At 65.5% G+C, this 22,684-nt stretch carries 21 protein-coding genes; 10 read left to right on the top strand and 11 right to left on the bottom strand.

Features of this window, described 5'->3' with window-relative positions; genetic code table 11:
* Nucleotides 1-19 precede the first annotated feature (19 nt).
* The 3 genes from JO236_RS21745 to JO236_RS21735 all read left to right on the top strand — a co-directional run bounded on the left by JO236_RS21745 (nt 20) and on the right by JO236_RS21735 (nt 3,820).
* Nucleotides 20-1,213: an amidohydrolase family protein gene (locus tag JO236_RS21745; protein WP_293335450.1), complete on the top strand. Its 1,194-nt coding sequence runs from the start codon at nt 20-22 to the stop codon at nt 1,211-1,213.
* Nucleotides 1,214-1,279: 66 nt separating this feature from the next.
* Nucleotides 1,280-1,708, top strand: a complete 429-nt coding sequence (locus JO236_RS21740) for an anti-sigma factor antagonist (RefSeq protein ID WP_293335447.1) — start codon at nt 1,280-1,282, stop codon at nt 1,706-1,708.
* A gap of 147 nt (nt 1,709-1,855) precedes the next feature.
* The gene (locus tag JO236_RS21735) at nt 1,856-3,820 is read left to right on the top strand and encodes a SpoIIE family protein phosphatase (protein WP_293335444.1); all 1,965 of its coding nucleotides are present in this window, start codon (nt 1,856-1,858) and stop codon (nt 3,818-3,820) included.
* Nucleotides 3,821-3,824: 4 nt separating this feature from the next.
* On the opposite strand, the gene JO236_RS21730 is transcribed toward JO236_RS21735, so the two are convergent.
* Together JO236_RS21730 and JO236_RS21725 are read right to left on the bottom strand one after the other, a co-directional pair.
* Nucleotides 3,825-5,108: an acyl-CoA dehydrogenase family protein gene (locus JO236_RS21730; protein WP_293335441.1), complete on the bottom strand. Its 1,284-nt coding sequence runs from the start codon at nt 5,106-5,108 to the stop codon at nt 3,825-3,827.
* Nucleotides 5,108-6,250 carry an acyl-CoA dehydrogenase family protein gene (locus JO236_RS21725; protein WP_293335439.1) on the bottom strand — a complete coding sequence of 381 codons (1,143 nt, stop codon included), beginning with the start codon at nt 6,248-6,250 and terminating at the stop codon, nt 5,108-5,110. Before JO236_RS21725 ends, JO236_RS21730 begins: the two co-directional genes overlap by 1 nt.
* Nucleotides 6,251-6,440: 190 nt before the next feature.
* Between JO236_RS21725 and JO236_RS21720 the strand changes: the two genes are divergently transcribed.
* Nucleotides 6,441-7,247: a hypothetical protein gene (locus JO236_RS21720; protein ID WP_293335437.1), complete on the top strand. Its 807-nt coding sequence runs from the start codon at nt 6,441-6,443 to the stop codon at nt 7,245-7,247.
* Nucleotides 7,244-7,837 (top strand): hypothetical protein, encoded by a 594-nt coding sequence (locus JO236_RS21715; RefSeq protein ID WP_323802188.1) that lies wholly within the window; start codon nt 7,244-7,246, stop codon nt 7,835-7,837. Before JO236_RS21720 ends, JO236_RS21715 begins: the two co-directional genes overlap by 4 nt.
* Before the next feature lie 62 nt (nt 7,838-7,899).
* Here JO236_RS21715 and JO236_RS21710 read toward each other — a convergent pair whose 3' ends face one another.
* Genes JO236_RS21710 through JO236_RS21700 form a run of 3 tightly spaced genes read right to left on the bottom strand, consistent with a single transcriptional unit; the run spans nt 7,900 to nt 10,477 of the window.
* A complete protein-coding gene (locus tag JO236_RS21710) occupies nt 7,900-9,069 on the bottom strand; it encodes an amidohydrolase family protein (RefSeq protein WP_293335435.1) in 1,170 nt (389 codons plus the stop codon).
* Complete coding sequence (locus JO236_RS21705) at nt 9,066-10,109, bottom strand: amidohydrolase family protein (RefSeq protein ID WP_293335433.1); 1,044 nt, start codon at nt 10,107-10,109, stop codon at nt 9,066-9,068. The genes JO236_RS21710 and JO236_RS21705 overlap by 4 nt, the downstream gene beginning before the upstream one ends.
* Nucleotides 10,106-10,477: a Rieske (2Fe-2S) protein gene (locus JO236_RS21700; RefSeq protein ID WP_416362305.1), complete on the bottom strand. Its 372-nt coding sequence runs from the start codon at nt 10,475-10,477 to the stop codon at nt 10,106-10,108. The genes JO236_RS21705 and JO236_RS21700 overlap by 4 nt, the downstream gene beginning before the upstream one ends.
* 131 nt (nt 10,478-10,608) lie before the next feature.
* Here JO236_RS21700 and JO236_RS21695 point away from each other — a divergent pair, with 131 nt between their 5' ends.
* Nucleotides 10,609-11,844: a cytochrome P450 gene (locus JO236_RS21695; protein ID WP_293335430.1), complete on the top strand. Its 1,236-nt coding sequence runs from the start codon at nt 10,609-10,611 to the stop codon at nt 11,842-11,844.
* A gap of 8 nt (nt 11,845-11,852) precedes the next feature.
* On the top strand, nt 11,853-13,010 hold the full coding sequence (locus JO236_RS21690; protein ID WP_293335427.1) for a Zn-dependent alcohol dehydrogenase: 1,158 nt from the start codon (nt 11,853-11,855) through the stop codon (nt 13,008-13,010).
* A gap of 204 nt (nt 13,011-13,214) precedes the next feature.
* Here JO236_RS21690 and JO236_RS21685 read toward each other — a convergent pair whose 3' ends face one another.
* The 4 genes from JO236_RS21685 to JO236_RS21670 are packed head-to-tail and all read right to left on the bottom strand — an operon-like array spanning nt 13,215 to nt 16,815.
* Nucleotides 13,215-14,045, bottom strand: a complete 831-nt coding sequence (locus JO236_RS21685; RefSeq protein ID WP_293335424.1) for an SDR family NAD(P)-dependent oxidoreductase — start codon at nt 14,043-14,045, stop codon at nt 13,215-13,217.
* Between the two features lie 20 nt (nt 14,046-14,065).
* The gene (locus tag JO236_RS21680; protein WP_293335421.1) at nt 14,066-15,301 is read right to left on the bottom strand and encodes a cytochrome P450; all 1,236 of its coding nucleotides are present in this window, start codon (nt 15,299-15,301) and stop codon (nt 14,066-14,068) included.
* Nucleotides 15,298-16,320: an LLM class F420-dependent oxidoreductase gene (locus JO236_RS21675; RefSeq protein ID WP_293335418.1), complete on the bottom strand. Its 1,023-nt coding sequence runs from the start codon at nt 16,318-16,320 to the stop codon at nt 15,298-15,300. The genes JO236_RS21680 and JO236_RS21675 overlap by 4 nt, the downstream gene beginning before the upstream one ends.
* A 39-nt stretch (nt 16,321-16,359) precedes the next feature.
* Nucleotides 16,360-16,815 (bottom strand): pyridoxamine 5'-phosphate oxidase family protein, encoded by a 456-nt coding sequence (locus JO236_RS21670; protein ID WP_293335415.1) that lies wholly within the window; start codon nt 16,813-16,815, stop codon nt 16,360-16,362.
* Nucleotides 16,816-16,890: 75 nt separating this feature from the next.
* Here JO236_RS21670 and JO236_RS21665 point away from each other — a divergent pair, with 75 nt between their 5' ends.
* Entirely contained in the window at nt 16,891-18,387 is a 1,497-nt protein-coding gene (locus JO236_RS21665; protein WP_293335685.1) for an acyl-CoA carboxylase subunit beta, read from the top strand.
* Nucleotides 18,388-18,466: 79 nt separating this feature from the next.
* Here JO236_RS21665 and JO236_RS21660 read toward each other — a convergent pair whose 3' ends face one another.
* Nucleotides 18,467-19,507 (bottom strand): TIGR03857 family LLM class F420-dependent oxidoreductase, encoded by a 1,041-nt coding sequence (locus tag JO236_RS21660; RefSeq protein WP_293335412.1) that lies wholly within the window; start codon nt 19,505-19,507, stop codon nt 18,467-18,469.
* On the bottom strand, nt 19,504-20,640 hold the full coding sequence (locus JO236_RS21655; RefSeq protein ID WP_293335409.1) for a PHB depolymerase family esterase: 1,137 nt from the start codon (nt 20,638-20,640) through the stop codon (nt 19,504-19,506). The genes JO236_RS21660 and JO236_RS21655 overlap by 4 nt, the downstream gene beginning before the upstream one ends.
* A gap of 170 nt (nt 20,641-20,810) precedes the next feature.
* Between JO236_RS21655 and JO236_RS21650 the strand changes: the two genes are divergently transcribed.
* Both JO236_RS21650 and JO236_RS21645 read left to right on the top strand, forming a co-directional pair.
* Entirely contained in the window at nt 20,811-21,827 is a 1,017-nt protein-coding gene (locus JO236_RS21650) for an aromatic ring-hydroxylating oxygenase subunit alpha (RefSeq protein WP_293335406.1), read from the top strand.
* 189 nt (nt 21,828-22,016) lie between these two features.
* Nucleotides 22,017-22,646: a PaaI family thioesterase gene (locus JO236_RS21645; protein WP_293335403.1), complete on the top strand. Its 630-nt coding sequence runs from the start codon at nt 22,017-22,019 to the stop codon at nt 22,644-22,646.
* Nucleotides 22,647-22,684: the final 38 nt, after the last annotated feature.

Genomic DNA, 22,684 nt, shown 5'->3' with positions numbered 1-22,684 from the left:
CTTTCACCAGGAGATCGCCATGCCCTCGCGCGAACTTTCCTTCCCCGTGTTCGACGCCGACAACCACATGTACGAACCGCAGGAAGCACTCACCAAGTTCCTCCCGGACAAGCGCAAGAACGTCATCGACTACGTGCAGGTCCGCGGCCGCACCAAGATCGTGGTGCGCGGTCACATCAGCGAGTACATCCCCAACCCGACCTTCGAGAAGGTCGCCAAGCCGGGCGCCCAGGAGGACTACTTCCGCAACGGCGCGCAAGGCAAGAGCTACCGGGAGATCCTGGGTGAGCCGATGAAGGCAATCCCCGCCTTCCGTGAGCCTGCTCCGCGACTGGAAGTCATGGACGAACTCGGCATCGACTACGCCCTGATGTTCCCCACGCTGGCCAGCCTGGTCGAAGAGCGCATGAAGGACGATCCGGACATGACCCACGACGTCATCCACGCGCTCAACCAGTGGATGCACGAGACCTGGACGTTCAACTACTCCGACCGCATCTTCGCCACCCCGGTGATCACGCTGCCCATCGTCGAGCGCGCGCTCGAGGAACTCGAATGGTGTCTCGAGCGCGGGGCCCGCACCGTGCTGGTCCGCCCGGCGCCGGTGCCCGGCTACCGCGGCAGCCGGTCCTTCGGCCTCGAGGAGTTCGACCCGTTCTGGCAGGCCTGCGTCAAAGCCGAGCTCCCGGTCTCGATGCACGCCTCCGACAGTGGTTACTCCGAATTCGCGAACGTGTGGGAACCCGGCGACGAGTTCCTGCCGTTCAAGCCGACCGCGTTCCGCAGCTTCACGATGGGCCACCGGCCGATCCTGGACGCAATGGGTGCGCTGGTGTGCCACGGTGCGCTGTCCCGCAACCCGGACCTGCGAATCCTGTCCATCGAGAACGGTGCCGGCTGGGTGCCGGACCTGTTCAAGGGACTCAAGGGCGTCTACAAGAAGATGCCGCAGGCGTTCAGCGAAGACCCGATCGAGGCGTTCAAGCGGTGCGTCTACATCACCCCGTTCTGGGAGGACCACTTCACCGACATCGTCAAGATGGTCGGCACCGACCGGGTGCTGTTCGGGTCCGACTGGCCACACCCCGAGGGTCTGAAGGACCCGATCTCCTTCGTCGACGAGCTCACCGACTTCGACGAAGAGGACGTCGCCAAGATCATGGGCGGCAACCTGATGAAGCTGATGAAGGTCGCCAAGCCGGTCTCGGCCTGACTCGGGCGGCGTTTGCCCGCCCGCAGCTGTAGACGGGTGCTGGCCGGTCTTGCTATACAAAACGGCATGGACCTGGCCCCGGCGGAGTCATTCGCCGGCCGCGTGATGTTGAATCCGCGGCTGGTTGCGGAGCTGGGCGATCCGCACAGCACGTTGCGGGCAGTCACCCAACGCCATGACTCGGCGGTGATAGTGAGCGCCGGCGGCGAGATCGACGCCTCCAACGAGGACATCTGGCGCCGGTTGGTCGCCGAGGCGGCCGCGGTCGCCACCGGACCGGGCCCGTTCGTCGTCGATGTCACCGAGCTCGATTTCATGGGTTGCGGCGCATTCGCAATCCTGGCCGACGAGGCGAACCGGTGCCGCGATCGCGGCATCGAACTGCGTCTCGTCGACTGTGAACCGCGAGTCGCGCGGATCATCGAAGCGTGCGGGTTCAGCCTCTTGCTGCCCTTGTATCCGACGACGGACTCCGCGCTGTCGGCGGCGGCATAGGGACCGGCCAGCAAGCGACACGCGGAGCGCCCGAGGATTCGTGCGGTCACTGCCGGAGGCGCGTTGATAACCTGTTTGTTGCGGCCTGGCCATTTCGTCAAGCCCGTGCAGGTTTTTCGGAGATCGGTCCGTAGGAGGGACGGCCAGGTGGCTGCCGAAATGGACTGGGACAAAGTCGTCGGCGCAGCCGAGGACGTGCGGCGCATCTTCGAGAACCTCCCCACGATGGTGGTCGGTCTCGACGGACCGGACCATCGTTTCATCGCAGTAAATGCGGCTTATCGCACACTCAGTCCAGCCTTTACCGCCGTGGGTCAGCCGGCGCGCGAGGTTTATCCGGAGCTCGAGGGTCAGCAGATCTACGACATGTTCGACCGGGTGTATGAAACCGGCGAGCCGCAACGCGGGGTGGAGTGGCGCCTCCAGATCGATCTCGACGGTGCAGGACTACGGGAACGGTTTTTCGATTTCCTCGTCACACCGCGCCGACGCGCGGATGGCTCGATCGAGGGGGTACAGCTCGTCTTCGACGACGTCACATCCCGGGTTCGGGCACGCCTTGACGCCGAGGCGCGCGTCGAGGAACTGTCCGAGCGGTACCGCAACGTCCGCGACTCGGCCACCGTCATGCAGCAGGCGCTGCTGGCCGGATCGGTGCCGGTCCTACCGGCCGCGGACATCGCCGCGGAGTACCTGGTCGCCGCCGAGGACACCGCCGCCGGGGGTGACTGGTTCGACGCGGTCCCGCTCGGAGATCGGCTGGTCCTGGTGGTCGGCGACGTCGTCGGCCACGGCGTCGCGGCCGCGGCGGTGATGTCGCAACTACGCACCGCGGTGCGAATGCAGATCTCGGCGGGGCACAACATCGTCGAGGCACTCGCGGCCGTGGACCGCTTCCATGAGCACGTGCCCGGATCGAATTCGGCCACCCTGTGCGTCGGCTCACTCGACTTCGTCACCGGCGAATTCCAATACTGCACCGCGGGACACCCGCCACCGCTGGTGGTGAGCGCCGAAGCCAGCGCGCGGTATTTGGAACCGTCCGGCGCGGGACCGCTGGGCAGCGGCACCGGTTTTCCGGTTCGCACCGAAATGCTCAACATCGGCGACACGGTCCTGTTGTACACCGACGGACTGATCGAACGCCCGGGCCGGCCGCTGGTCGCCAGCACCGCGGAATTCGCCAGCCTGGCCGCACGAATCGCCGGCGGCGCGAGCGGTTTTGTCATCGACACTCCGCTTCGGCCCGTAGACCGCCTCTGTTCGGAGACACTCGAGTTGCTGCTGCGGTCCACCGGCTACAGCGACGACGTCACAATGCTTGCGGCACAACGCCGTACGCCAACACCGCCACTGCGGATGACGGTGAATGCGACGATTCACGCCGCACGCACGGTCCGCGCCGGACTTCGGGAATGGCTGACGGATGCCGGCGCCGATCCCGAGGACATCTCCGATGTCGTTCATGCGATATCCGAATTCGTCGAAAACGCCGTCGAGCATGGGTACGACACCGACGTTGCCGACGGTGTGGTCGTCGAGGCGGAACTGGGCGGCGACGGCAACCTGCGAGCCTCGGTGGTCGACCAGGGGCATTGGAAGGATCACCGACAGGGTGAGCAGGGACGCGGACGCGGTCTTGCGATGGCCGAAGCCCTGGTCTCGCACGCACACATCGCGTATGGGCCCGAGGGGACGACCGCCTCACTGCAGCACCGGCTTTCGCGGCCCGCGAACTTCGTCGCCGACACGGTGGTCAACGGCGCCTTCCAGCACCGCGTCGTCGACAACGAATTCGTCTCCCTGGTCACCGGCGCCGGGCACATCGTCGTCAGCGGCGAGGTCGATTCGCACACCGCATCCACCCTGGACCGTCAGATCGCAGTCGAAAGCCGTTCCGGCATAGCACCTTTGACGATCGACCTGAGTGCGGTCACCCACCTCGGGTCGGCCGGCGTCAGCGCCCTGGCCGCCGCCCGTGAACGAGCGCTCCGGCACGGCGGCGACTGCGTGCTGGTGGCGCCGCCGGGCAGCCCGGCTCACCATGTGTTGTCGCTGGTCCAGCTGCCCTTCGTGACCGATGAGTCCGAGAGCGTCTTCGTCGAAGAATAGGCGGTCAGCGCAGCTTGCCGTGACGTACCTGGTTGAACGGCACGCCGCGATCCGCGGCGTATTCCCGTGGGAAGTTCAGCACCCGCTCGGCGATGACGTTGCGCGCCATTTCCGTCGTGCCACCGCCGATGGCCACGGACTGCCGGGATAGGTAGCGCATCCCGCTACGCAGGCCTTCCTCATATTGCCCGACGACACCGGCCGCACCGGTGATCGACAGCGCGGCGTCCATCTCCAGCATCACCGTTTCAGCATGGGATAGCCGGATCAGCGTGCCACCGGCCGGCGGCAGGGTCCCGTCCCTGACGCTGTGATAGACGTGGTCGATCAGCTGCTCGGCTACGGCGCGATGGACCAACGCGCGGCCGGCGATCTCACGGACGCGCTCGTTGTCGGCCTGGCCGGTCTGCTCCGCGAGATCCGCGTAGTCGACCGGCATCGTGTGCCCGCCCTCGCTGCCGCTGCCGCTGGCGAACTCCGAGCCCTGGCCGACCGCCCGGCGTTCGTGGTACAGCTGCCGAGACGCCACCGCCCAGCCGTCGTTTACTGCACCGACGACGGCGTCGTCGCCGACGTCCACGTCGTCGAGGAACTCCTCGCAGAACTCGGCGCCACCGTTCACCTGGGTGATACGCCGCAGTGTGATTCCCGGATGCCCGATGGGCACCAGGAACATGGTCAGCCCGTCGTGCTTGGGCACCTCCCAGTCGGTGCGGGCCAGACACAGGCCGTAATCGGCGGCGAACGCGCTTGTGCTCCAGGTCTTGGCGCCGTTGATCACCCAGCGTTCGCCCCGCCGTTCGGCACGGGTAACGATGCCGGCCAGATCTGATCCACCGCTGGGTTCCGACAACAGCTGAACCAGCACCTCGTCGCCGCGCAGCGTGGCCGCAATGTGCTGCTTCTTCTGTTCCTCAGTGCCAGTGTCGAGCAGCGTGGCGCAACAGATGGTGAACGTCGGGATATTGAGGATGAGCGGCATCTCGTAGTTGAGAGACTCCTCGTTAAACGCCCGCTGGTATTCGTAATCCAGCCCCAGCCCGCCGTACTCGCGGGGAAAGCAGATGCCGGCGAATCCGCCTTTGTAGAGCCGCTTTTGCAATTCTCGGGCCCGTTGCCAGCTGCGTTCGTCGTCGCGGGGGGCGGCCGGCGGCGCTTGCGGATCGATCCGCGGCATGTTGTCGTGCAGCCAGATTCGGGCCCGGGCGGCGAACTCCGCGACCGTTTCGGTCGGCTCGGTCGGCTCGGTTGGCTCGGTTGTCTCGGTCGGCTCGGTCGGCTGGGTCATCATCGACTCGCCCGCTCGCGCGCGTGCCAGGCATACACCAGCAAATTGTGTTCTTCCGGCGTGCCGAACATGGAGCGGTACAACGTAACTCGTCGCAGATACAGGTGCAGGTCATGTTCCCAGGTGACGCCGATGCCACCATGCATCTGCACGCAGGCCTGAACGATCCGGCCGGCCAGCTCGCCGACGTAGGACTTGGCGATGCTGGCCGACAGCCCCACCGACGGCGCGCGGGCGCCGACGTCGGCGACAGCGGCGGCCGTGGTGGCGCGGCACGCTTCCAGCCACAGCTTCATATCGGCGAAGCCATGTTTGAGCGCCTGATACGACGCCAGCGGGCGGCCGAAGGTGTACCGGTCCTGCGCCCATTGCACGGTGAGGTCGAACACTGTTTGCAGGATGCCGACGACCTCGGCGCACTGCAGCACCTGGGCGATTTGGCTCTGTCGTTCGATCAGGCCGGCCGTCTCGCCCGCACTGCCGACGGCCGCGGACCGCGGCAGCACCACGCCCCCGAAATGCACCCGCGCGTATTGCTTCACCAGATCGACGGACTCCTGCACCTCGACCCGTACGCCCGGCGCATCAGTGGGAACCAGGAATTGGCGCACCTCGTCCCCGCTGCGCGCGACCACCAGCAGCACGTCGCTCTGCGCGCCGGCTTCGACCCGGTCCTTAATGCCATCGATACGGTAACCGGACTCGGTCGGGACAAACGTCACCGACGGATCCAGCGGCGCCCAGCCGCGGCCCGGTTCCGACACCGCCCAGGACGCGACGGCTGCACCCGACACCAGCGACTTGATGGTGTCGGCATGGACCTGCGGATCCGCGCAGTCGACCAGTCCCGCGAGCACCGTGCTGACCGGATACAACGGCCCCGGTGCCACTGTCTTGCCCAGCTGTTCGGCCACCATAGCCAGATCGGCGACGCCGTCCCCCGACACGCTGCCCCCACCCAGTTCCTCCGGTACGAGCAAACCGGTCCACCCGAGCTCCGCGGCCCGCTGCCACCATGCCGGTTCGAAAGAGGAACCCGTGGCGTGCAGGTCCCGGACATACCGCAGCGACGCCTCTTTCTGCAGAAACGCCTGGGTCGTCGAGGTAAAGAGTATCTTTTCGGGAGAGTCGACAGCGGTCATGATGCTGGACGGACGGTCCTCGACCTTTTTGCGCGACAGCGCAGGAAGTCGGGGAAATTGATTGGGTGGCTGATCATCCGCCTGATCGGTCCTCGTCGGAGTTCGCTGGCGACTCCGATGGTAGCAATAGGCAATACAGTAAGAGATACCGGAGTTCAGTCGATAATGATGCTGACAGGCTGTCACCACGATGGCTGAGGACAACGAACCATCGGCGGAAGCGCAAGCCGACGCGATGTCGATGCTCGAAGAGGTCGAGGCCGAAGTCGCCGAAGCTGAGGCACTGGCGGCAGCGGCGCGCGCCCGTAAGCGCGCGGCCCGGTTGCGGCGTGAAACGGTTCGCGAACCGGACTCCGCCGAAGCCCATTCCTACTCGGTCGCTCAAGCCGCGGCGGACTCGGACGAAACAGAGGTCGTCGAGACGCTCGACTATCCGGTCGACACCGACGACGCCCACGACGCGGCCGCAGAACCCGAGCCCAAGCCGGTGGCGGCGCCCGGTCGCAGGCGGCTGGCGGCCCTGCCCTTGCTCGCCAAGTTGGCTGCGGTGGTCCTCATCCTCGCCTTCACTGGACTCAGCGTGTTCATGGTGTTGCACCACAACGAGGCCAAGCAGCGTCAGCAGCGCACCGCTGCATTCGTCGCCGGGGCGCGTACCGGCGTCATCAACATGACCTCTCTCGACTACAACAAGGCCAAGGAAGACGTCCAGCGCGTCATCGACAGCTCCACCGGCGAATTCAGAGATGACTTCCAGCGGCGGGCAACCGATTTCACGAAGGTGGTGCAGCAGTCCAAGGTTGTCACCGAAGGCACGGTGAACGCCGCGGCCCTCGAATCCATGGACGAGCACTCCGCTTTAGTCTTGGTGTCGGCGACATCACGCGTCACCAATTCCACAGGCGCCAAAGACGAACCGCGGGTCTGGCGGCTCAGAGTCACTGTGACCGAAGACGGCGGACAGTACAAGATGTCGAAAGTCGAGTTCGTGCCGTGACGGACGATCTGCACGAATACGCTGAAATCGACTCTGTTACAAAAGAAGTCGATGAAACCAAGGCCCCGAAGAAACGAGTTCGAGTAAACGTGCGGGGCGCTTTGCGCCGCGTGCGGATCGTTCCCGTGCTGCTGATTGCGCTCACCGCGATATCCGGGGGGGTGACGGTGTGGCTGTATTTCAAGCAGTACCAACCCGACCAGCAAACCGATACCAGCGTCGCCCAGGCTGCGGTCGCCGCGGCGTCTGACGGTACAGTCGCTCTGCTGTCCTACGGACCCGACACCCTCGATAAGGACTTCGCCGCCGCCCGCTCACATCTCACCGGAGACTTCCTGTCGTACTACGACCAGTTGTCTCAGCAGACGGTGGGCCCCGCGGCCAAGCAGAAATCTCTGAAAACCACCGCGCGTGTGGTTCGCGCCGCGGTTTCGGACCTGCGCCCCAATTCGGCCGTCGTCCTGGTCTTCGTCGATCAGACCACTACGACCAAGGACAGTCCCGAGCCGACGATGGCGGCCAGCAGCGTGCTGGTGCGGATGGCCGACATCAACGGAAAGTGGCTGATCACCAAATTCGATCCGGTCTAAGTCACAACCCGCTACATGGCGAACGCGCGGCGCAGCGACTGCGCGTGCAGCGCTCGGTTCTCTTAATCGAGTGAGTCACCGATGGCCGGTTGTTCGCCGGGAAGGGCCGTGACTGTCGTCGGCAACCCGTACAGTGCCATCGCGTTGCCCCGCATGATCCGCTCCCGCTGGTCGCGGGAGAACCTCTTGATCGCATACGTCGGAGCGTCGTAACTCCAGTGCGGATAGTCCGTGGAGAACATGAGATTGTCGCCGAGGTCCATCATCTCGAGGTACTCGCGGAACTGTACGGTGTCGACGTCTTCGAGTGGTTGCGTGGTGAACCGGACGTGTTCTCGCACATACTCCGACGGGCGGCGACGCACCTGCGGCAGATCGCCACGGCGAGCCTCCCAGATCCGGTCCATCCGCGACATCACCGGCATTGCCCAGGTGAAGCCACCCTCGATGAACACCACGCGCAGGTCCGGGTGCCGGTCGAAGGCGCCGTCGAAAACCAGGCTCATCAGATGCGACACGTACAGCAGCGGCCAGGACGCGAAGAAGTCGTGCCAGTGCGCGGGGTTTCCGACGGGATAGATCGGGATCAGTTCGAACGGCGTCTGCCCCATCAGGTGAGTGGCCACCGGCAGCCCGTTGCGCGACGCGGCCTCGTAGAGGGGATCGAAATGCGGGTTTCCGAACGGGATTCCACGAGTCTGCGGTGTCATCAACACTTGGGCCATGTACGGATGCCCCGCCCACCGTTCCACCTCGCGCGCCGCTTGCCCGGGCGTCTGCGCGCTGACGCTGATCGACCCGCGCCAGCGGCCGTGCGCGTTGTATTTGTCCAGCCATATGTCGGCCAGCCAGTCGTTGTAGGTCGCCTTCAGCACGTGCTCGGCCTGCGGCAGCTGGGCATCACACATCGGCTCCAGTGACGCGATGCTCACCCCGGCGTCGACCAGCAATTGCTTTGCGGCAAAGTCCGGGTCGCTGCCGGCAACGCCCCCGCCGGGCGGCGCGGCATCTAGCCGCAGCGACATCGTCTTGTAGGAGTCCGGGGTGTCGTAGAAATGCGGCACCGGGCTGACCGCATTTCCGGTCGGCCAGATCTTGTCCACCCATTCGGCGGGCGCGTAGGACTTGAGCACGTCGATCGAGACCGGCAGCGGGTGGACGTCGGTGTCTACGATCGCCACCGCTATTTCTTGTCGGCCCGTCTGCCGTGCGAGCGGTTCGGTCGTGGTCATGTCAGGCTCCTCGCGGTCAATCCGTAAAGTTCACTAGCGTTGCGCCACAGCACTTTCTCGCGTTGCGCGGAGTCAAGGCCGGCGGCCGCCAGATCCGCGGCCGACGTCGACCAATGCGGGTAGCCCGAGCCGAACATCAACAGTTCGGCCTTGCCGCTGAACTCCATCCAGCGCGCCATCTTGTCGGTCTGCAGCGGACCGTCGAACGCCGACGAGCAGAACCGGACATGGCCGGGCAGGTATTCGCTGGGATACCGGTCGACCCACGGGGTCTGGTCCCGCATCGACAACCAGAAGGTGTCCAGCCGCCACATCAGCGGGGTCAGGATGTCGTAGCCGCCGTCGGCGAACACGAATTTCAGGCCGGGGTGGCGGCCGAAAACGCCCTCGACGATCAGCGTGGCCAGGTGCACGAAGTAGTTCAGGGGCATAAAGGCCGCGTAGCCCGGGTACGTGTGCGCGTGCCCGGCGAACGTGGGTGCGTGGTCGACGCCGTTGCCGCCGTTGATATGCACCGCAACCGGCAGCCCATGAGCCGCGGCCGCCTCCCAGATGGGCTCGAACATCGGCTTGCCATAGGGCTCGCGCGATTGCATCGGCACACCCACCTGCACCAACTTGGGGTGATCCGCTAGGCGTTCGATCTCGCCGACCGCCCCCTTCGGGTCTTCGGGGTTGACCCGGATGGTGCCGAGAAAACGGTTGCCGGCATCGGGTTCCAGCCATCGGTCCAGCAGCCAGTCGTTGACCGCCGCGCAGATTCGGCTGTTGAGCAAATAGTCGGCGATGTTGCCGCGGGTCAGCGGGTTGAGGATGGCGTACTCGACGCCCGTCCCGTCGAACAGATGGCGACCGACCGTTTCGGGGTCCGATCCCGGGTAGTGCTCGCCGTAGAGATCCTGCCGGTAATCGCCGCCGGGAGCCTGGTACCACTGCTGTTCCACGTCCGGGATCGAGCGCAACTGGTGGGCTTCCGGGAGATAGCGCCGTATCTCGGCGTTGTAGCGGAAATGCGGCTGCACGTTGGTGTCGATAATCATGCGGTCAGATACACCTCCCCGCCGTTGACGTCGACCTGGTAGGTACGCACCCGTCGTTGCGGATCGGCGACGTTTTGGCCCGTGGTGACGTCGAATTCCCAGTTATGCCAAGGGCATCGCACAATCTGTCCGTCATGCACGCGGCGCAGGCCGCCGGGCTCACTGGGGTCGGGCTCGTTGGTGCCGCCAATCAGACCCAGGCATAGCGGGGCGCCCTCGTGCGAGCAGTAGTTGGCGATCGCGTACAGCGCGCCGCGCACGTTGTACACGCCCACGCCGAACTTCCCGACGTCGACCAGCTTCATTCGGCCAGGCGGCAACTCGTCGAGTGTGCAGACGAATCGGCGTTTCAGCACCTTGAGACTCACGGCCTCCTTACGAGCGCTCGGATCCATACTGTGCCCGTTACGGTAACGTCCACAACCCAGTTGGGCTTCGTTGCTATTTATATTATGATAGCGACAATCCCAGTTAGTGGCCCGTGCCCGAAGGAGCGGCAATGACGCTGCGCGCCGAAAGCCCCCATCTCGGGGACCAGCCGGTCACCCTCGACACCACCGGCGAGACCAGCCCCTACCCCTTCTTCGAATACATGCGACGTACCGATCCGGTCTGGCATGGCTCGCTCATGGACGCCGAACAACTGCCGGAGGAACTGCGGCCGAGCGACGAGTGGGTGTTGTTCGGGTACGACGGCGTGTTCCAGGGCTTCCGGGACGACCGCGTCTTCACGTCCGCCGCCTACGACAACACGATCGGATTGGTCATGGGCCACACCATCCTCGCGATGGGCGGCAAGGAACACCACGACCATCGCAGCTTGGTGGCCAAGGCCTTCCGGGCCACCGCGCTGGAACGCTGGGAGCCATCGGTCATCGGGCCGGTCTGCGATCAGCTGATCGACGAAATCAAGAACGACGGGCACGCCGACCTGGTGAAGGCGCTGACGTTCGAGTTTCCGACCCGGATCATCTCCGAACTGCTCGGCCTGCCCCGCGAGGATCTCGACATGTTCCGCCGGCTGTCCCTCGACCTCATCTCGATCCCGACCGACATCATGGCGGGGCTGACCGCGGCGACCGAGTTGCACGGCTACTTCCTCGATCAGGTCGAGCAGCGGCGCCGCAAACTCACCAACGACATCATCGGCGACCTGGTTGCCGCCGAGATCGACGGTGCCAAGCTCACCGATGAGGCCATCATCGCGTTCTTGCGGCTGCTGCTGCCCGCGGGCCTGGAGACCACGTACCGGTCTTCGGGCAACCTGCTCTACCTGTTGCTGACCCATCCCGAACAGTTGGCGATGGTTCAGCAGGACCGGTCGTTGATAGCGACCGCCATCGAGGAGGGCCTGCGGGTGGAGACCCCGCTGACGATGGTCATGCGGACCACCACCGCGGAAGTCGAGTTGGGCGGCAAGACGATCCCGGCCGGCGCGCAGGTCGACATGTGCATGGGTTCTGCCAACCGCGACGAAAGCCGTTGGCCCGACGCCAACACGTTCGACATCCATCGGCCGCGGCACGCCCACATCGCCTTCGCCGGCGGCATCCACATGTGCCTGGGGATGCACCTGGCCCGGCTGGAAACGCGGGTGATGTTGAACAGCCTGTTCGACCGCCTGGAACAGCTGGCGTTCGTACCCGACGATGGAACCGGCGAGGAGTCCAAGATCGTCGGGGTCACCTTCCGGTCGCCCAACAAGCTCCCCGTCACGTTCACCCCGGCCGCATGAGAAGCTCCATGAAAAGCCGCGCGGCGATCCTGTATGACGTCGGCGGGCCATGGTCGGTCGAGGAATTCGAGCTGGACCCACCCCGCGCCGGCGAGGTCCTGGTCGAGATGGCCGCGGCCGGCCTGTGCCACTCCGACGACCACATCCTCAAAGGCGACATGTCCGCGCCCAACGAGGTGCTGCGCGCGCTCGGGCGCCCGGCCATGTTCCCGATGATCGGCGGCCACGAGGGTTCTGGCGTCGTTCGCGAAGTCGGCGACGGCGTCACCGAATTCGAACCGGGCGACCACGTGGTGATGTCGTTCGTCGCCGTATGTGGCCAATGTCGTTGGTGTGCAACAGGTATGGAATATATCTGCGATGCGGGCATCGGCACCATGGCGCCGGGGATGCCGACCGACGGCACCTTTCGCCATCACACCGCCGACGGTCAGGACCTCGGCCATCTGGCGAAGGTCGGCGCGTTTGCCAAGCACACTGTGGTGTCGACGAAGTCAGTGGTGAAGATCGAGCCGCGGCTGCCGCTGGTGCCGAGCGCGCTGCTGTCGTGTGCCATCCCGACGGGTTTCGGCTCGGTGGATAACCGCTCCAACATGCGGCCGGGTGACACCGTCGTCGTGATGGGCGTCGGCGGCATCGGCACGGGTGCGCTCCAGGGCGCCCGGATCAACGGTGCCGCGCAGATCGTCGCCGTGGATCCGGTTGAGTTCAAACGGAAATCGGCCCTGCAGTTCGGCGCTACCCACAGCGCGGCGACGGCAGCCGAGGCACTAGACCTGGTGCGCGACCTGACCTACGGCGTGATGGCCGACGCTGTCGTGGTCTCCCCGTCCCTGATCACCGCCGACGACGTGCGCGACGCGGTGAGACTCACCCGCAAGGGTGGGACGTGCGTGCTCACCGGGATGACCTCGCAACTGACCGGGTCAGTCAACATCGAATTGCAGGACTTCATCCTCATGAACAAGACGTTGGCGGGCACCATATTCGGCTCGTGCAACCCGAAGGCCGACATCTCCCGGCTGGCCAGGCTTTACCAGACCGGGCAGCTCCAGCTCGACGAGATGATCACCAGGCGCTATCGCCTGGATGATGTCAACGAAGCCTACCGCGACTTGCTTGACGGCGAAATCGTCAGGGGCGTCATCGATTTCGGGATCGGCTGAGGGCTGAGGGCTGAGGGCTGAGGGCTGAGGGCTGAGGCCGGGGACCCCCTATTGCGCCGAGTGTGAATCTGACGACGCGACACGCCGGTCGAGCGTCGTGCAATTCACAGTCGGCGCGTAGGGCGCCGGCGCGTAGGGCGTCGGCGCGTAGGGCGTCGGCGCGTCGGGCGCCAGCGCGTAGGGCGTCGGCGCGTAGGGCGCCGGTCACGAGTTGAGCCTGGCCAGGGTGCGCTCCCACAATTCACGCGCAAGGACCGGGTCGTTGACCACCCGATGGGCTTTGGCGATCTTGTGCCGTGAGTAGTATTCGCCGGACGTCCAGTCGGTGCCGGGCTTACTGGAGGCCAGCCAGATCAGCTGTTCGGCTCCCTGCTCGACGCTGGCGGTGAGTCGGTTGATGACCCGCACACGGTGCTGCATGAAATGGAGAAGCCGCGATCCTGAGGCGTCGCCAAAGTTGGAATTGACATAGCCCGGGTGGAATGTCACGGCGGACAGTCCACTGGGCTGGTATCGCCGATGTAATTCCTTGGTGAACAGGATGATTGCAAGTTTCGTGAAAGCGTAGGCGATACTCGGCCGATGTCGGGCCGTGTCGTCCAGGTCGGTGATGCGGACCCTGGGCAGCAGCCGCTGTGACGAGCTGGTGGTGTTCACCACGGTCGCGCGGGACTCGACGAGCACGTCGAGCAACTGGCTGGTGAGCAGGAACGGAGCCAGGTAGTTGACCTGATACGTCTTCTCCAGGCCGTCCGCCGTGATCTCGAGCTCGGTGGACATGCCGCCGGCATTGTTAGCCAACACGTCGATGCGCGGGTATTCCGAACGAATCTTGTCCGCGAGCGCTCGCACCTGCGACAAATCGGCGAAGTCGGCCACGAAATAGTCCGCAGCCAGTTCCCCGGCGACCGCGGTGGTCTTGCTTTGCGAGCGCCCCACCACCACGACGTTGTCACCGCTGCGCCGCAACCGGCGCGCGGCCGCCGCGCCGATGCCATCACTGGCACCGGTAATGACAATCGTCCTTGACGTCACGGAAGCGATCTTAACGACCTTCAGCCGAATGAGTAACGCACAGGTAGGTGTTTGAGCCCCCCGACGAACGTCGTCGCCGTGTACTCCGGATCACCTGTCAGCTCAACCGATTTCAACCGGGGCAACAGCTCGGTGAAGAAGCTGTTGACTTCCATCCGGGCCAACGCCGCGCCCATGCAGAAGTGCACACCGTAGCCGAAGGCGACGTGCTTGTTGGGCTCGCGCCCGACGTCGAAGCGGAACGGGTCGTCGAACACGTCCTCGTCGCGGTTGGCCGACACGTAGGACAACAACACGGATTCGCCCGCGGCGATACGTGTTCCACGCACCGTGGCGTCCTCGGCGGCGGTCCGCATGAATTGCTTGACGGGAGTAACCCAGCGGATCATCTCCTCGGTCGCCTGCGGCATCAGGCTGAGGTCGCTGCGCAGACGGGCCAACTGGTCCGTGTTCTCTGCCAAGGCCTGCAACCCGCCGGAGATGGTGGCGCTGGTGGTGTCATGACCGGCGGTGGCCACGATCAGGTAGTAGGACACGGTGTCGACGTCCGACAGCGGCTCGCCGTCGACGCGGGCGTTGGCGATCGCCGATGCCAGGTCCTGGGTCGGATGCTCGCGGCGCGCGGCGGTCACCGCGTTGAAATACTCGAACATGTCGAGTAACGCGGGTAATTGTTCATCGGTTGTGGTGCCACGCTTGAACTCGCTGTCGTCGCTACCGAACAGCTCCTGGGTCAGCTTGAGCATGCGCGGAAAGTCTTCCTCCGGCACGCCCAGCAGCGACATGATCACGTAGAGCGGGTAATTCACCGCGACCTGCTGGACGAAGTCGCATTCGGGACCCACGGCCATCATCTTGTCGACGTAGACCTTGGCGAGTTCGTCGACGCGAACCTTGAGCGCCCGCATCGCCTTGGGCCGAAACCAGTCCGCACCGATCGCGCGCACCACCCGGTGTTCCGGGTCGTCGAGGTGGATCAGCGTGCGCACACCCATCGCCGCCGCCTGCTCGTCGCCCTCGGCGCTGGTCAGCACCGGGCGGGGCCAGTTGGTGAACAGGACGTTGTTGCGCTCGATGTCCATCACGTCGGCGTACTTGGTGATGGCCCAGAACGGCCGGTAGTCGGGCACATCGACCCACGACACCGGAGCGTTGGCCCGCAGGTGCGTCAGCGCCGCATGCAGCCGCTGCTCGTCGGTGTACGCCAGCGGATCTGCCAATAACCTGGCGGCCTTGTCAGTCGTCGGTGCGCTCACTGGCGAAACTCCTTCAGTGCGTTGGCAATACAGGATTGGGAGGCGGTGTAGAAGATCGGCAGCACTCGGTCGACCACGCCCGCACAACGATTCCGCAGCGCGGTGCCGACTTCGTGGGCCGGGCCGACTACGGCGAAGGCGTTCAGGATCTCGTCGTCGATGAGTGTCCCCATGGTGTCCCACTCGCCTTCCAGGGAGAGGCGGTGCAGCTCGGTCTGCAGGTCGGCCCAGCCGTGCAGATCGAGAACCTTGCGGTAGGCCGGTGTGGATCCGTAGAACGCGATCTGCTTGCGCGCGGCCGTGACGGCGGTCGCTAGTTCGGCGTCCGTCTCGCCGGTTGCCACCATGACCTCCGCCGAGACCTGAAAGTCGCTGCGCTCGCGTCCGGAGCGTTGCATGCCGCGCAGCAACGCCGGCATCGTCACCTCGGTCAGGTACCGCTTCGAGACGAGCGGATGGCCGAGGTGGCCGTCGGCGATCTCGCCGCACATCTCGGTCATCGCGTCGCCCACGGCGGCGATGAAAACCTTTGGCGCCGGATACGGCATCGGCTCGGGCGTGAACATCGGCGTCATGATCTTGTGCGTGTAGAACTCGCCCTCGAACCGGAGCTTGCTGCCGTCTTTCCAGGCCGCCCAGATCGCGTGCAACGCCGAGACGAATTCGCGCATGCGACGGGCCGGATGGCTCCACGGCATACTGAATCGCTTCTCGATGTGCGGCTGGATCTGCGTGCCCAGGCCCAGGATGAACCGGCCCTGCGAATAGGTCTGCAGATCCCAGCCGATGTTGGCGACGATCATCGGGTTGCGCGCGAAGGCCACCGCGATGTTGGTGCCGAGCTCGAGTCGCGACGTGTGCTCGGCGGCCAGCAGCAGGGGCAGGAACGGGTCGTGGCTGGTTTCCGGCGTCCATCCGCCGTCGTAGCCGGTCTGCTCCAAAGCGGAGGCGCGTTCGGCCGCCCGCACGAGTTGATTGGGGATGCCTCCGTCGAGCTTGAGAGCCCTCCCTGGCGACATAAGGGAAAAGTTACAGTAAGCGATTCGGTAGGGTCAACGTCACGAGCGTGGCTTGCCGACGCGTGCGTTGTCCCAGGTCAGAATTTTGCCCTCCGGCACGAACCGCAGGAACACCTGCTTGGCGTAGTAGTTCTGGGTGGCCGCGGGCAGGCCGGCAAGCGCTGGCCGGAACGCGGCGTATTTGGCGTTGACCGCCGCTTCGATGCGGTTTTCGGCCGCTTCATCGGTGACGATCTCGACGCGCCCGGTCAGATGCACGGCGCGCAGGTCAACCCAGCGTTGCCCCGATTCGACGAGGAACGACGCCCGCGGGTCGTGCCGGACCCGCGCGATCTTCTTGGTACCCGCGGGGGTCATCATCGCGACCGTGCGATCCTCGGCCACAAACCAGACCGGCAACGCGATCGGTGTGCCGTCGCGGCGCAGCGTCGTCAGAATCCCGGTGTGCGCGGACGCGATCACGTCCCACGCCTCGTCCGCCGTCAACCGGATCATGTCGCTCCCATTTCGCAGACGCTACAGTAAGCAATTCAGTAAGTATTGATTATCCTGCACCAGGTGAGGAATCCCATGGCCAAACCCCCGGATTGGGCGGAGACGCTCGAAGACCTCGACCAGCGGCGCCGGCACGCGCGCGGCATGGGCGGTGCGGACCGGCTCGACAAGCACCGGGGCAAGGGCAAACTCGACGCCCGCGCGCGCCTCGAGCGTCTCCTGGACCCGGGCACATTTCGCGAACTCGGAACGCTGGTCGGCGGCGAGGTCGCGGCTGACGCAATCATCACCGGCTCGGGCCTCATCAACGGCGTGCCCGTGCTGGTCGGCGCCGAGGACTTTACGACGATGGCCGGCAGCATCGGGCCGGGCGGCAACTCCAAGCGCTACCGCATCGCCGAACTGGCACTGCGCGACAGGGTTCCGCTGGTGATGCTGCTCGAAGGCGCGGGCTTTCGTCCGACCGGCGGCCATTACGGGCGCTCCCCAACGGACCTGCTTGCCCAGACGCAGTGTTCGGGGCGGGTGCCCACCGTCGGCGCGGTACTCGGACCGTCGGCCGGACACGGTGCCCTCGTTGCCCCCGTGTGCGACTTCAGGATCATGAGCCGGCAGGGCGCGATCTTCACCGCCGGGCCACCCGTCGTCAAAGAGTCCACCGGTGAGGACATCTCGAAGGAGGATCTGGGCGGACCGGACGTTGCGGCGTTCAGCGGGGTGATCCACAACGTCGCCGAGGACGACGAAGCCGTGCTCGACGACATTCGTCGCTATCTGTCGTACTTTCCGCCGAGCGCATGGTCGTACCCGCCGGTGCTGCCGGAGGACGACACGACCGCGCCGAGACCGACGCCGGAATTGCTTGGGATCGTCTCCCGAGACAACCGCCGCGTGTACGACATGCGCGCGGTGCTCGACGTGGTCTTCGACCGCCCCGACTGGTTCGAGGTGCAACCGCAGTGCGGCAAGGCGATGATCTGCGCCCTGGCCCATCTCGGTGGCCACCCCGTCGCGGTCGTCGCCAATCAGCCGCAGGTGTTGGCCGGGTCCATCGACGCCGCCGCCGCCGACAAGGCAGCGCACTTCATCATGGTGGCCGATTCCTTTCACCTGCCGATCGTGTTCCTGGCCGACAACCCCGGCATGCTGCCGGGCAGCCGGTCGGAGCGTGAGGGTGTATTACGCAGTGGGGCAAGGATGTTCGCCGCCCAGACGGCCGCCACTACGATCAAGCTGCATGTGACGCTGCGCAAAGCGTACGGCTTTGGCTCCATGGTCATGTCGTTGCTCAGCTTCGATCACCAGACGGCCACCTTCGCCTACCCGGGCGCCACGATGGGCGCCATGAGCGCAGCCGCCCTCAGTCGCGCATCGCACGCGGGCGATGACCTGTCCAGCAAGCTGCGCAACGCCGAGCTGCAAGCGTCGTACCGGTCGGCCGAGGGCATGGGATTCGACGAGCTCATCGACCCCCGCGAGACGCGGGATGCGCTGTTGGCCGCCCTGCGCAGGGGTGTCTACAGTCGGCAGGCCGCCGCGGAGCCGGTGACCCGCACCGTCATCCTCCCTTGACCCTCCCCTTTTCCCGGCGAGCGTGCGCGTCTGTACGGTGACACGCCGGCGTGGCTGGCATTTTGCGCACTCGCGGCGGCTACTCGGCCCGATACGCCGCGACGATCGGCTCCAGCTCGTCGGGCGTGGCGCCGTGCATGATCACGGCATCGGCACCGTAGTCGAACTCCTGACGAATGCGATCCACGCACTGCCGGGCCGACCCGGTCGCGGAAGGCTCCAGCCATTGATCGGGAAGCAGCGTCGCGATGTGCTCGATCTGCTCGGGTGTGGCCTTGTGATCGATCCCGCCGGGCACTGATTTCACCACCGAGTCCTCCCGGAACCGTTGCAGCACAGCGGGATCCCAGTTATTCGTCTGCACCAGCAGGTCGCCATAACCCTGCAGATAGGTGGCCAACCGCGCTACGGTCTTCTTCAACCGCAACGGCTCGGGCAGGTGATCACCGACCGTGGCGAAGCACGACCACACCCGCACGTCATCGGGATCGCGGCCCGCCTTCTCCGCGGCGGACTTGACGGTTTTCACGCAGCGCTGCAACGTCTCCGGGGTGAAATAGGTGTGCAGGATGACGTCGTCGAATGCCCGGCCCCCCAACGCCAGTGTGTGGGGTCCGAACGCCACCAACGCCAACCGGATGTCTTCGTTGAAATCCGGGTCGAGAAACAGGATCGGGTACTTGCCCATCGGGCCGTCGTGGTTGAAGATCACCTCGCCGTGCCACAGGCGGCGCATGACCTGAGCCCAGTCTTCCATCTGGGCGGTCGTCACCGCCGGTATGCCGAACGCACCGTATATCGCCGCTATGCCCCGGCCGATACCCAGCGTGAAGCGGCCACCGGACAGGCGGTGCATCGTGGTCGCCCACGATCCGGTGATCAGCGGATGGCGGGTGTTGTGATTCGTTGCGGCAGTGGCGATCTGCATGCGGTTGGTGACCGCGCAGGCGGCCCCGACCAACGACGACGCTTCTTTGACGTTCCACCGTTCGGAGATGAACCCGGTGCCGAAGCCCAATTCTTCGCCGCGCCGGGCCTCGTCCATCAGCGTTGCCGGGCCCTCTCCCCCGGCGCCGGCGAGCAGGTAATACCCCAACTCGTCAAGCGTGCGATCGGTCAATTGGCCACTTCTCCGTCGCTCGTTTCAGACACCACGCTCCGCAGGAATCGCTCCGTGACTCGTTGCACCCGCCGAGAGAAAACGTGTCCGACATGGCCGCCGTCATACCAGTACAGCTGGCCGCCCCAACGCTCCTGCAACGCTTCCGTGGGCTCGCGCATCGCCATCCGGTCGTGCCAGGCCCCTACGATGAGCCGGCGCTGCGGCGGCGGCGCCGGCTCGACCGCCAGCGGATCGATCACCGAGGTCAGCTGCGAGACCACCGGCGATCCGAGCAGTTCCCGGAATTCGTCGCCAGACGCCCCGCCGCGCGTCAGGTGCCGCGCGATCATCGCGTTGAGCCCGAGAATCGGCGTGTACAGGCCAACCGCATCGACCCCCCGCTCTAAATGGGATACCAGCGCGGCCACCGGGGTGCCCATCGAAATCCCTGCCACCACAACCGGAGTGGCGTGCCGCTGCACCCATTGCACAACCGCGCGTACCTCTGATACCGAGCGAATCATGCCCGCGACGTTGCCCAGGGGATCCATGTCGGGATAGGTCGGCCATTCGCGACGCCGGCTGCCGTGGCCGGGCTGCACCGGCATTGCGACATTGAATCCCAGCTTGCCGTGTATCCGACCGATCCCGGACAGCAACAGGTCCGAGGTGCCGCCCTGGCCGGCGCCGTGCACCCACACCAGCCATGGCCGTGGGCCGTCGCGATGCCGGCACAGGTGCACGATCGCCCTGGCCGGGCCGCCGAAACCCTCGGCCGCCAACGTTTTCGGCAACGGGGGATCATGCTCGAACGTCATGCGCTCATACGTCAACCCGGCGATGCGTCCGCGACGTATCGATGTCGGCCGCAACGGTTTTGGATCGGCATGCGCGCCCTCAATGCCCAGCTCCGATAATTCGTCGGCCGCCGCGGTACAGGCACTCAGCGGCCGCACCGCCGCGCTCAGGCCGCCGCTCAGCAGCGTAAAACCGCTCAGCACCAGTTCGTCCAGCATGACCTCGCCGAACTGCCGGACGCCGCGCCGCGAGACCGGGACCCACCCCGTCGATTCGTTGAGGCCGGCCACCGTCCGCGGCAACACGCGGGCCATCTCGCGAGTGACGTCCCGACCACGCGTTGCCCACGACATGTCGCCTCCCTAGGTCAGCTTGAAACCGGTGTAGCCGTCGGCCGCGATTACATCGCAGCGGCGCCGGTATTCGGTGCCGCTTCCGTCATTCCACTCCTTGCCGCACCAACCGAACTGCTGAAATCTATACTGTAACGGATTTAGTATCAACGAGCGCAGGAGGCACCGGCGTGAAAGTTCCGTTCACCTGGAAGGTCACCGGATGGTTCATGATCGGGTGGTCGCTCGAATTTCCCGCGGGCCAAGCCCGTCCGCTGCGGTACTTCGGCGAGGATCTGGTGGCCTACCGTGACGAGTCCGGCGCGCTACATGTGCTGGAAGCGCACTGCAAACACCTGGGCGCGCACATGGGTCATGGAGGCACGGTGGTCGACGACTGCGTCGAGTGCCCGTTTCATGGGTGGCGCTGGGGCCCGGACGGCACCAACCGTTACATCCCGTATCAACCGGACCGGCCCAACCGTGGACTTCGGCTGCGAGTGTTCCCGGTGCTAGAACAGTATGGCTGTGTCTTCGCCTGGCACCATCCGCACGGCAAGGACGCGCAGTGGGACATGCCGGATATCTTCACCTCGTTCCCGCAGTTCGACACCGACCCCGCCGCCTACTACCGGCCGTATCCGGAGTTTTCCCGGTTCGCCGGCGCAGAGCCCGTCCACCCGCAGATCGTGGCGGAAAACGGCCCGGACAGCGCGCATTTCCGGTATGTGCATCGGGCCACGGTGACGCCCAAGATGCTGGACTGGAAGATCGTCGACCAGGAGTGGCGCTTCCTTACCGGGTGGCCGGATGCCGGCAGCGACGATCCCGACAAGATGGCGCTGCGCATCCACAGTCACATGTTCGGCCTCGGCGGCGCGATCAGCGCATTCGAAGGAGTGCAGAACCACCGGCTGATCTTCGCCTGCACGCCCGTCGATGACGAGACCTCCAACATGTTCTATTCGATCTGGTGGCCGCGCGTCCCTGGCGACACCTCCGACGTGCCACCCGACAAGGTGCGCGAGCGCGTGGAGAAGCAGCTCCTGGTCACCGTGTGGGACGACCTGAACATCTGGCGGTATCAGAACTACGTCGAGCATCCCGCGCTATCCCGCGAGGACGCGAAACCTTATATGGCGCTTCGTAAGTGGGCAACGCAGTTCTACGACGTCCCGCCGACCGAGGTGGTGACCGCGTCGGCATGACAGCCAAACTGGGCGGCTTGGTGGACCCGGCCGCGCCCGGCACGCCCTGCGCTACGCTGCTGCCCGAGCTAGGGCCCGAGCCAACGGATTTGGTGCTGCGATGATCGCCCACACGCTGCCACTTCTGGCAACTATCACCACGACCGACGACCTGCTCCCGGCCTGGGGCCAGCTGGGTGAGGGGACCCTGTGACCGACACCGCCGACACCGCGCGCGAAGCCCGTGGCGGTTTCCCAGAAGTCATACCGGTCGACGACGCGCCGCCCGGGCTGGGCAGATTGGTAGCCGCGATGCACCGCTTGCAGGACCTGACCGTCTCCACCAACCCGGGCGCTGCGGTATTGACCGCGGCAGCCGAGCATGTCGAGAAGGCGTGCGCGTTGCTGGATGACCACCAGGTTCCGGCGAGTGAGGTGGTAGCGGGACGAGTCCTCAGCCTGCCGGGGCTGGGCCATCCCCTGCTGCCGCCGTGGACCGTCGCCGACTCCGGGCCTGACGGTGTGGCCATGCAGGGACACTTCACCCAATCCCACGTGGGCGGAAACCGGGCAGTGCACGGCGGGATGATTCCCCTGCTCTACGACTGGCTGTTCGGGATGGTGGTCACCTCCGCCGGGATCCGGCCCACTCGCACCGCGTATCTGCACGTCGACTACCGCAAGATCACCCCGATCGAGGAACCGTTGACCGCCCACGGCCGCATTTCAGACGTCGACGGCAGGAAGGTCTTCATCACCGCTACCATGACGGCGGCTGATGGCGCGCTGTTGAGTGAGGCCACCGGCCTGATGGTCCGCTTGCTACCCCACCAACCGTGACGGCGCGAGCAGACGCAAATTCGCACTGAAGAGGCTCG

The organism is Mycobacterium sp., assembly GCF_019247635.1.
Classification (GTDB): Bacteria; Actinomycetota; Actinomycetes; order Mycobacteriales; family Mycobacteriaceae; genus Mycobacterium.
The sequence above is the reverse complement of the archived record's forward strand: the minus strand, read 5'-3'. Positions and strand labels throughout refer to the sequence as shown.

Coding starts and splice junctions, on each gene's coding strand:
- JO236_RS21695 (WP_293335430.1), top strand. CDS start 10,609: ATGACGCTGCGCGCCGAAAGCCCCCATCTCGGGGACCAGCCGGTCACC.
- JO236_RS21670 (WP_293335415.1), bottom strand. CDS start 16,815: ATGATCCGGTTGACGGCGGACGAGGCGTGGGACGTGATCGCGTCCGCG.
- JO236_RS21740 (WP_293335447.1), top strand. CDS start 1,280: ATGGACCTGGCCCCGGCGGAGTCATTCGCCGGCCGCGTGATGTTGAAT.
- JO236_RS21690 (WP_293335427.1), top strand. CDS start 11,853: ATGAAAAGCCGCGCGGCGATCCTGTATGACGTCGGCGGGCCATGGTCG.
- JO236_RS21745 (WP_293335450.1), top strand. CDS start 20: ATGCCCTCGCGCGAACTTTCCTTCCCCGTGTTCGACGCCGACAACCAC.
- JO236_RS21665 (WP_293335685.1), top strand. CDS start 16,891: ATGGCCAAACCCCCGGATTGGGCGGAGACGCTCGAAGACCTCGACCAG.
- JO236_RS21730 (WP_293335441.1), bottom strand. CDS start 5,108: ATGACCCAGCCGACCGAGCCGACCGAGACAACCGAGCCAACCGAGCCG.
- JO236_RS21720 (WP_293335437.1), top strand. CDS start 6,441: ATGGCTGAGGACAACGAACCATCGGCGGAAGCGCAAGCCGACGCGATG.
- JO236_RS21725 (WP_293335439.1), bottom strand. CDS start 6,250: ATGACCGCTGTCGACTCTCCCGAAAAGATACTCTTTACCTCGACGACC.
- JO236_RS21705 (WP_293335433.1), bottom strand. CDS start 10,109: ATGATTATCGACACCAACGTGCAGCCGCATTTCCGCTACAACGCCGAG.
- JO236_RS21710 (WP_293335435.1), bottom strand. CDS start 9,069: ATGACCACGACCGAACCGCTCGCACGGCAGACGGGCCGACAAGAAATA.
- JO236_RS21675 (WP_293335418.1), bottom strand. CDS start 16,320: ATGTCGCCAGGGAGGGCTCTCAAGCTCGACGGAGGCATCCCCAATCAA.
- JO236_RS21655 (WP_293335409.1), bottom strand. CDS start 20,640: ATGTCGTGGGCAACGCGTGGTCGGGACGTCACTCGCGAGATGGCCCGC.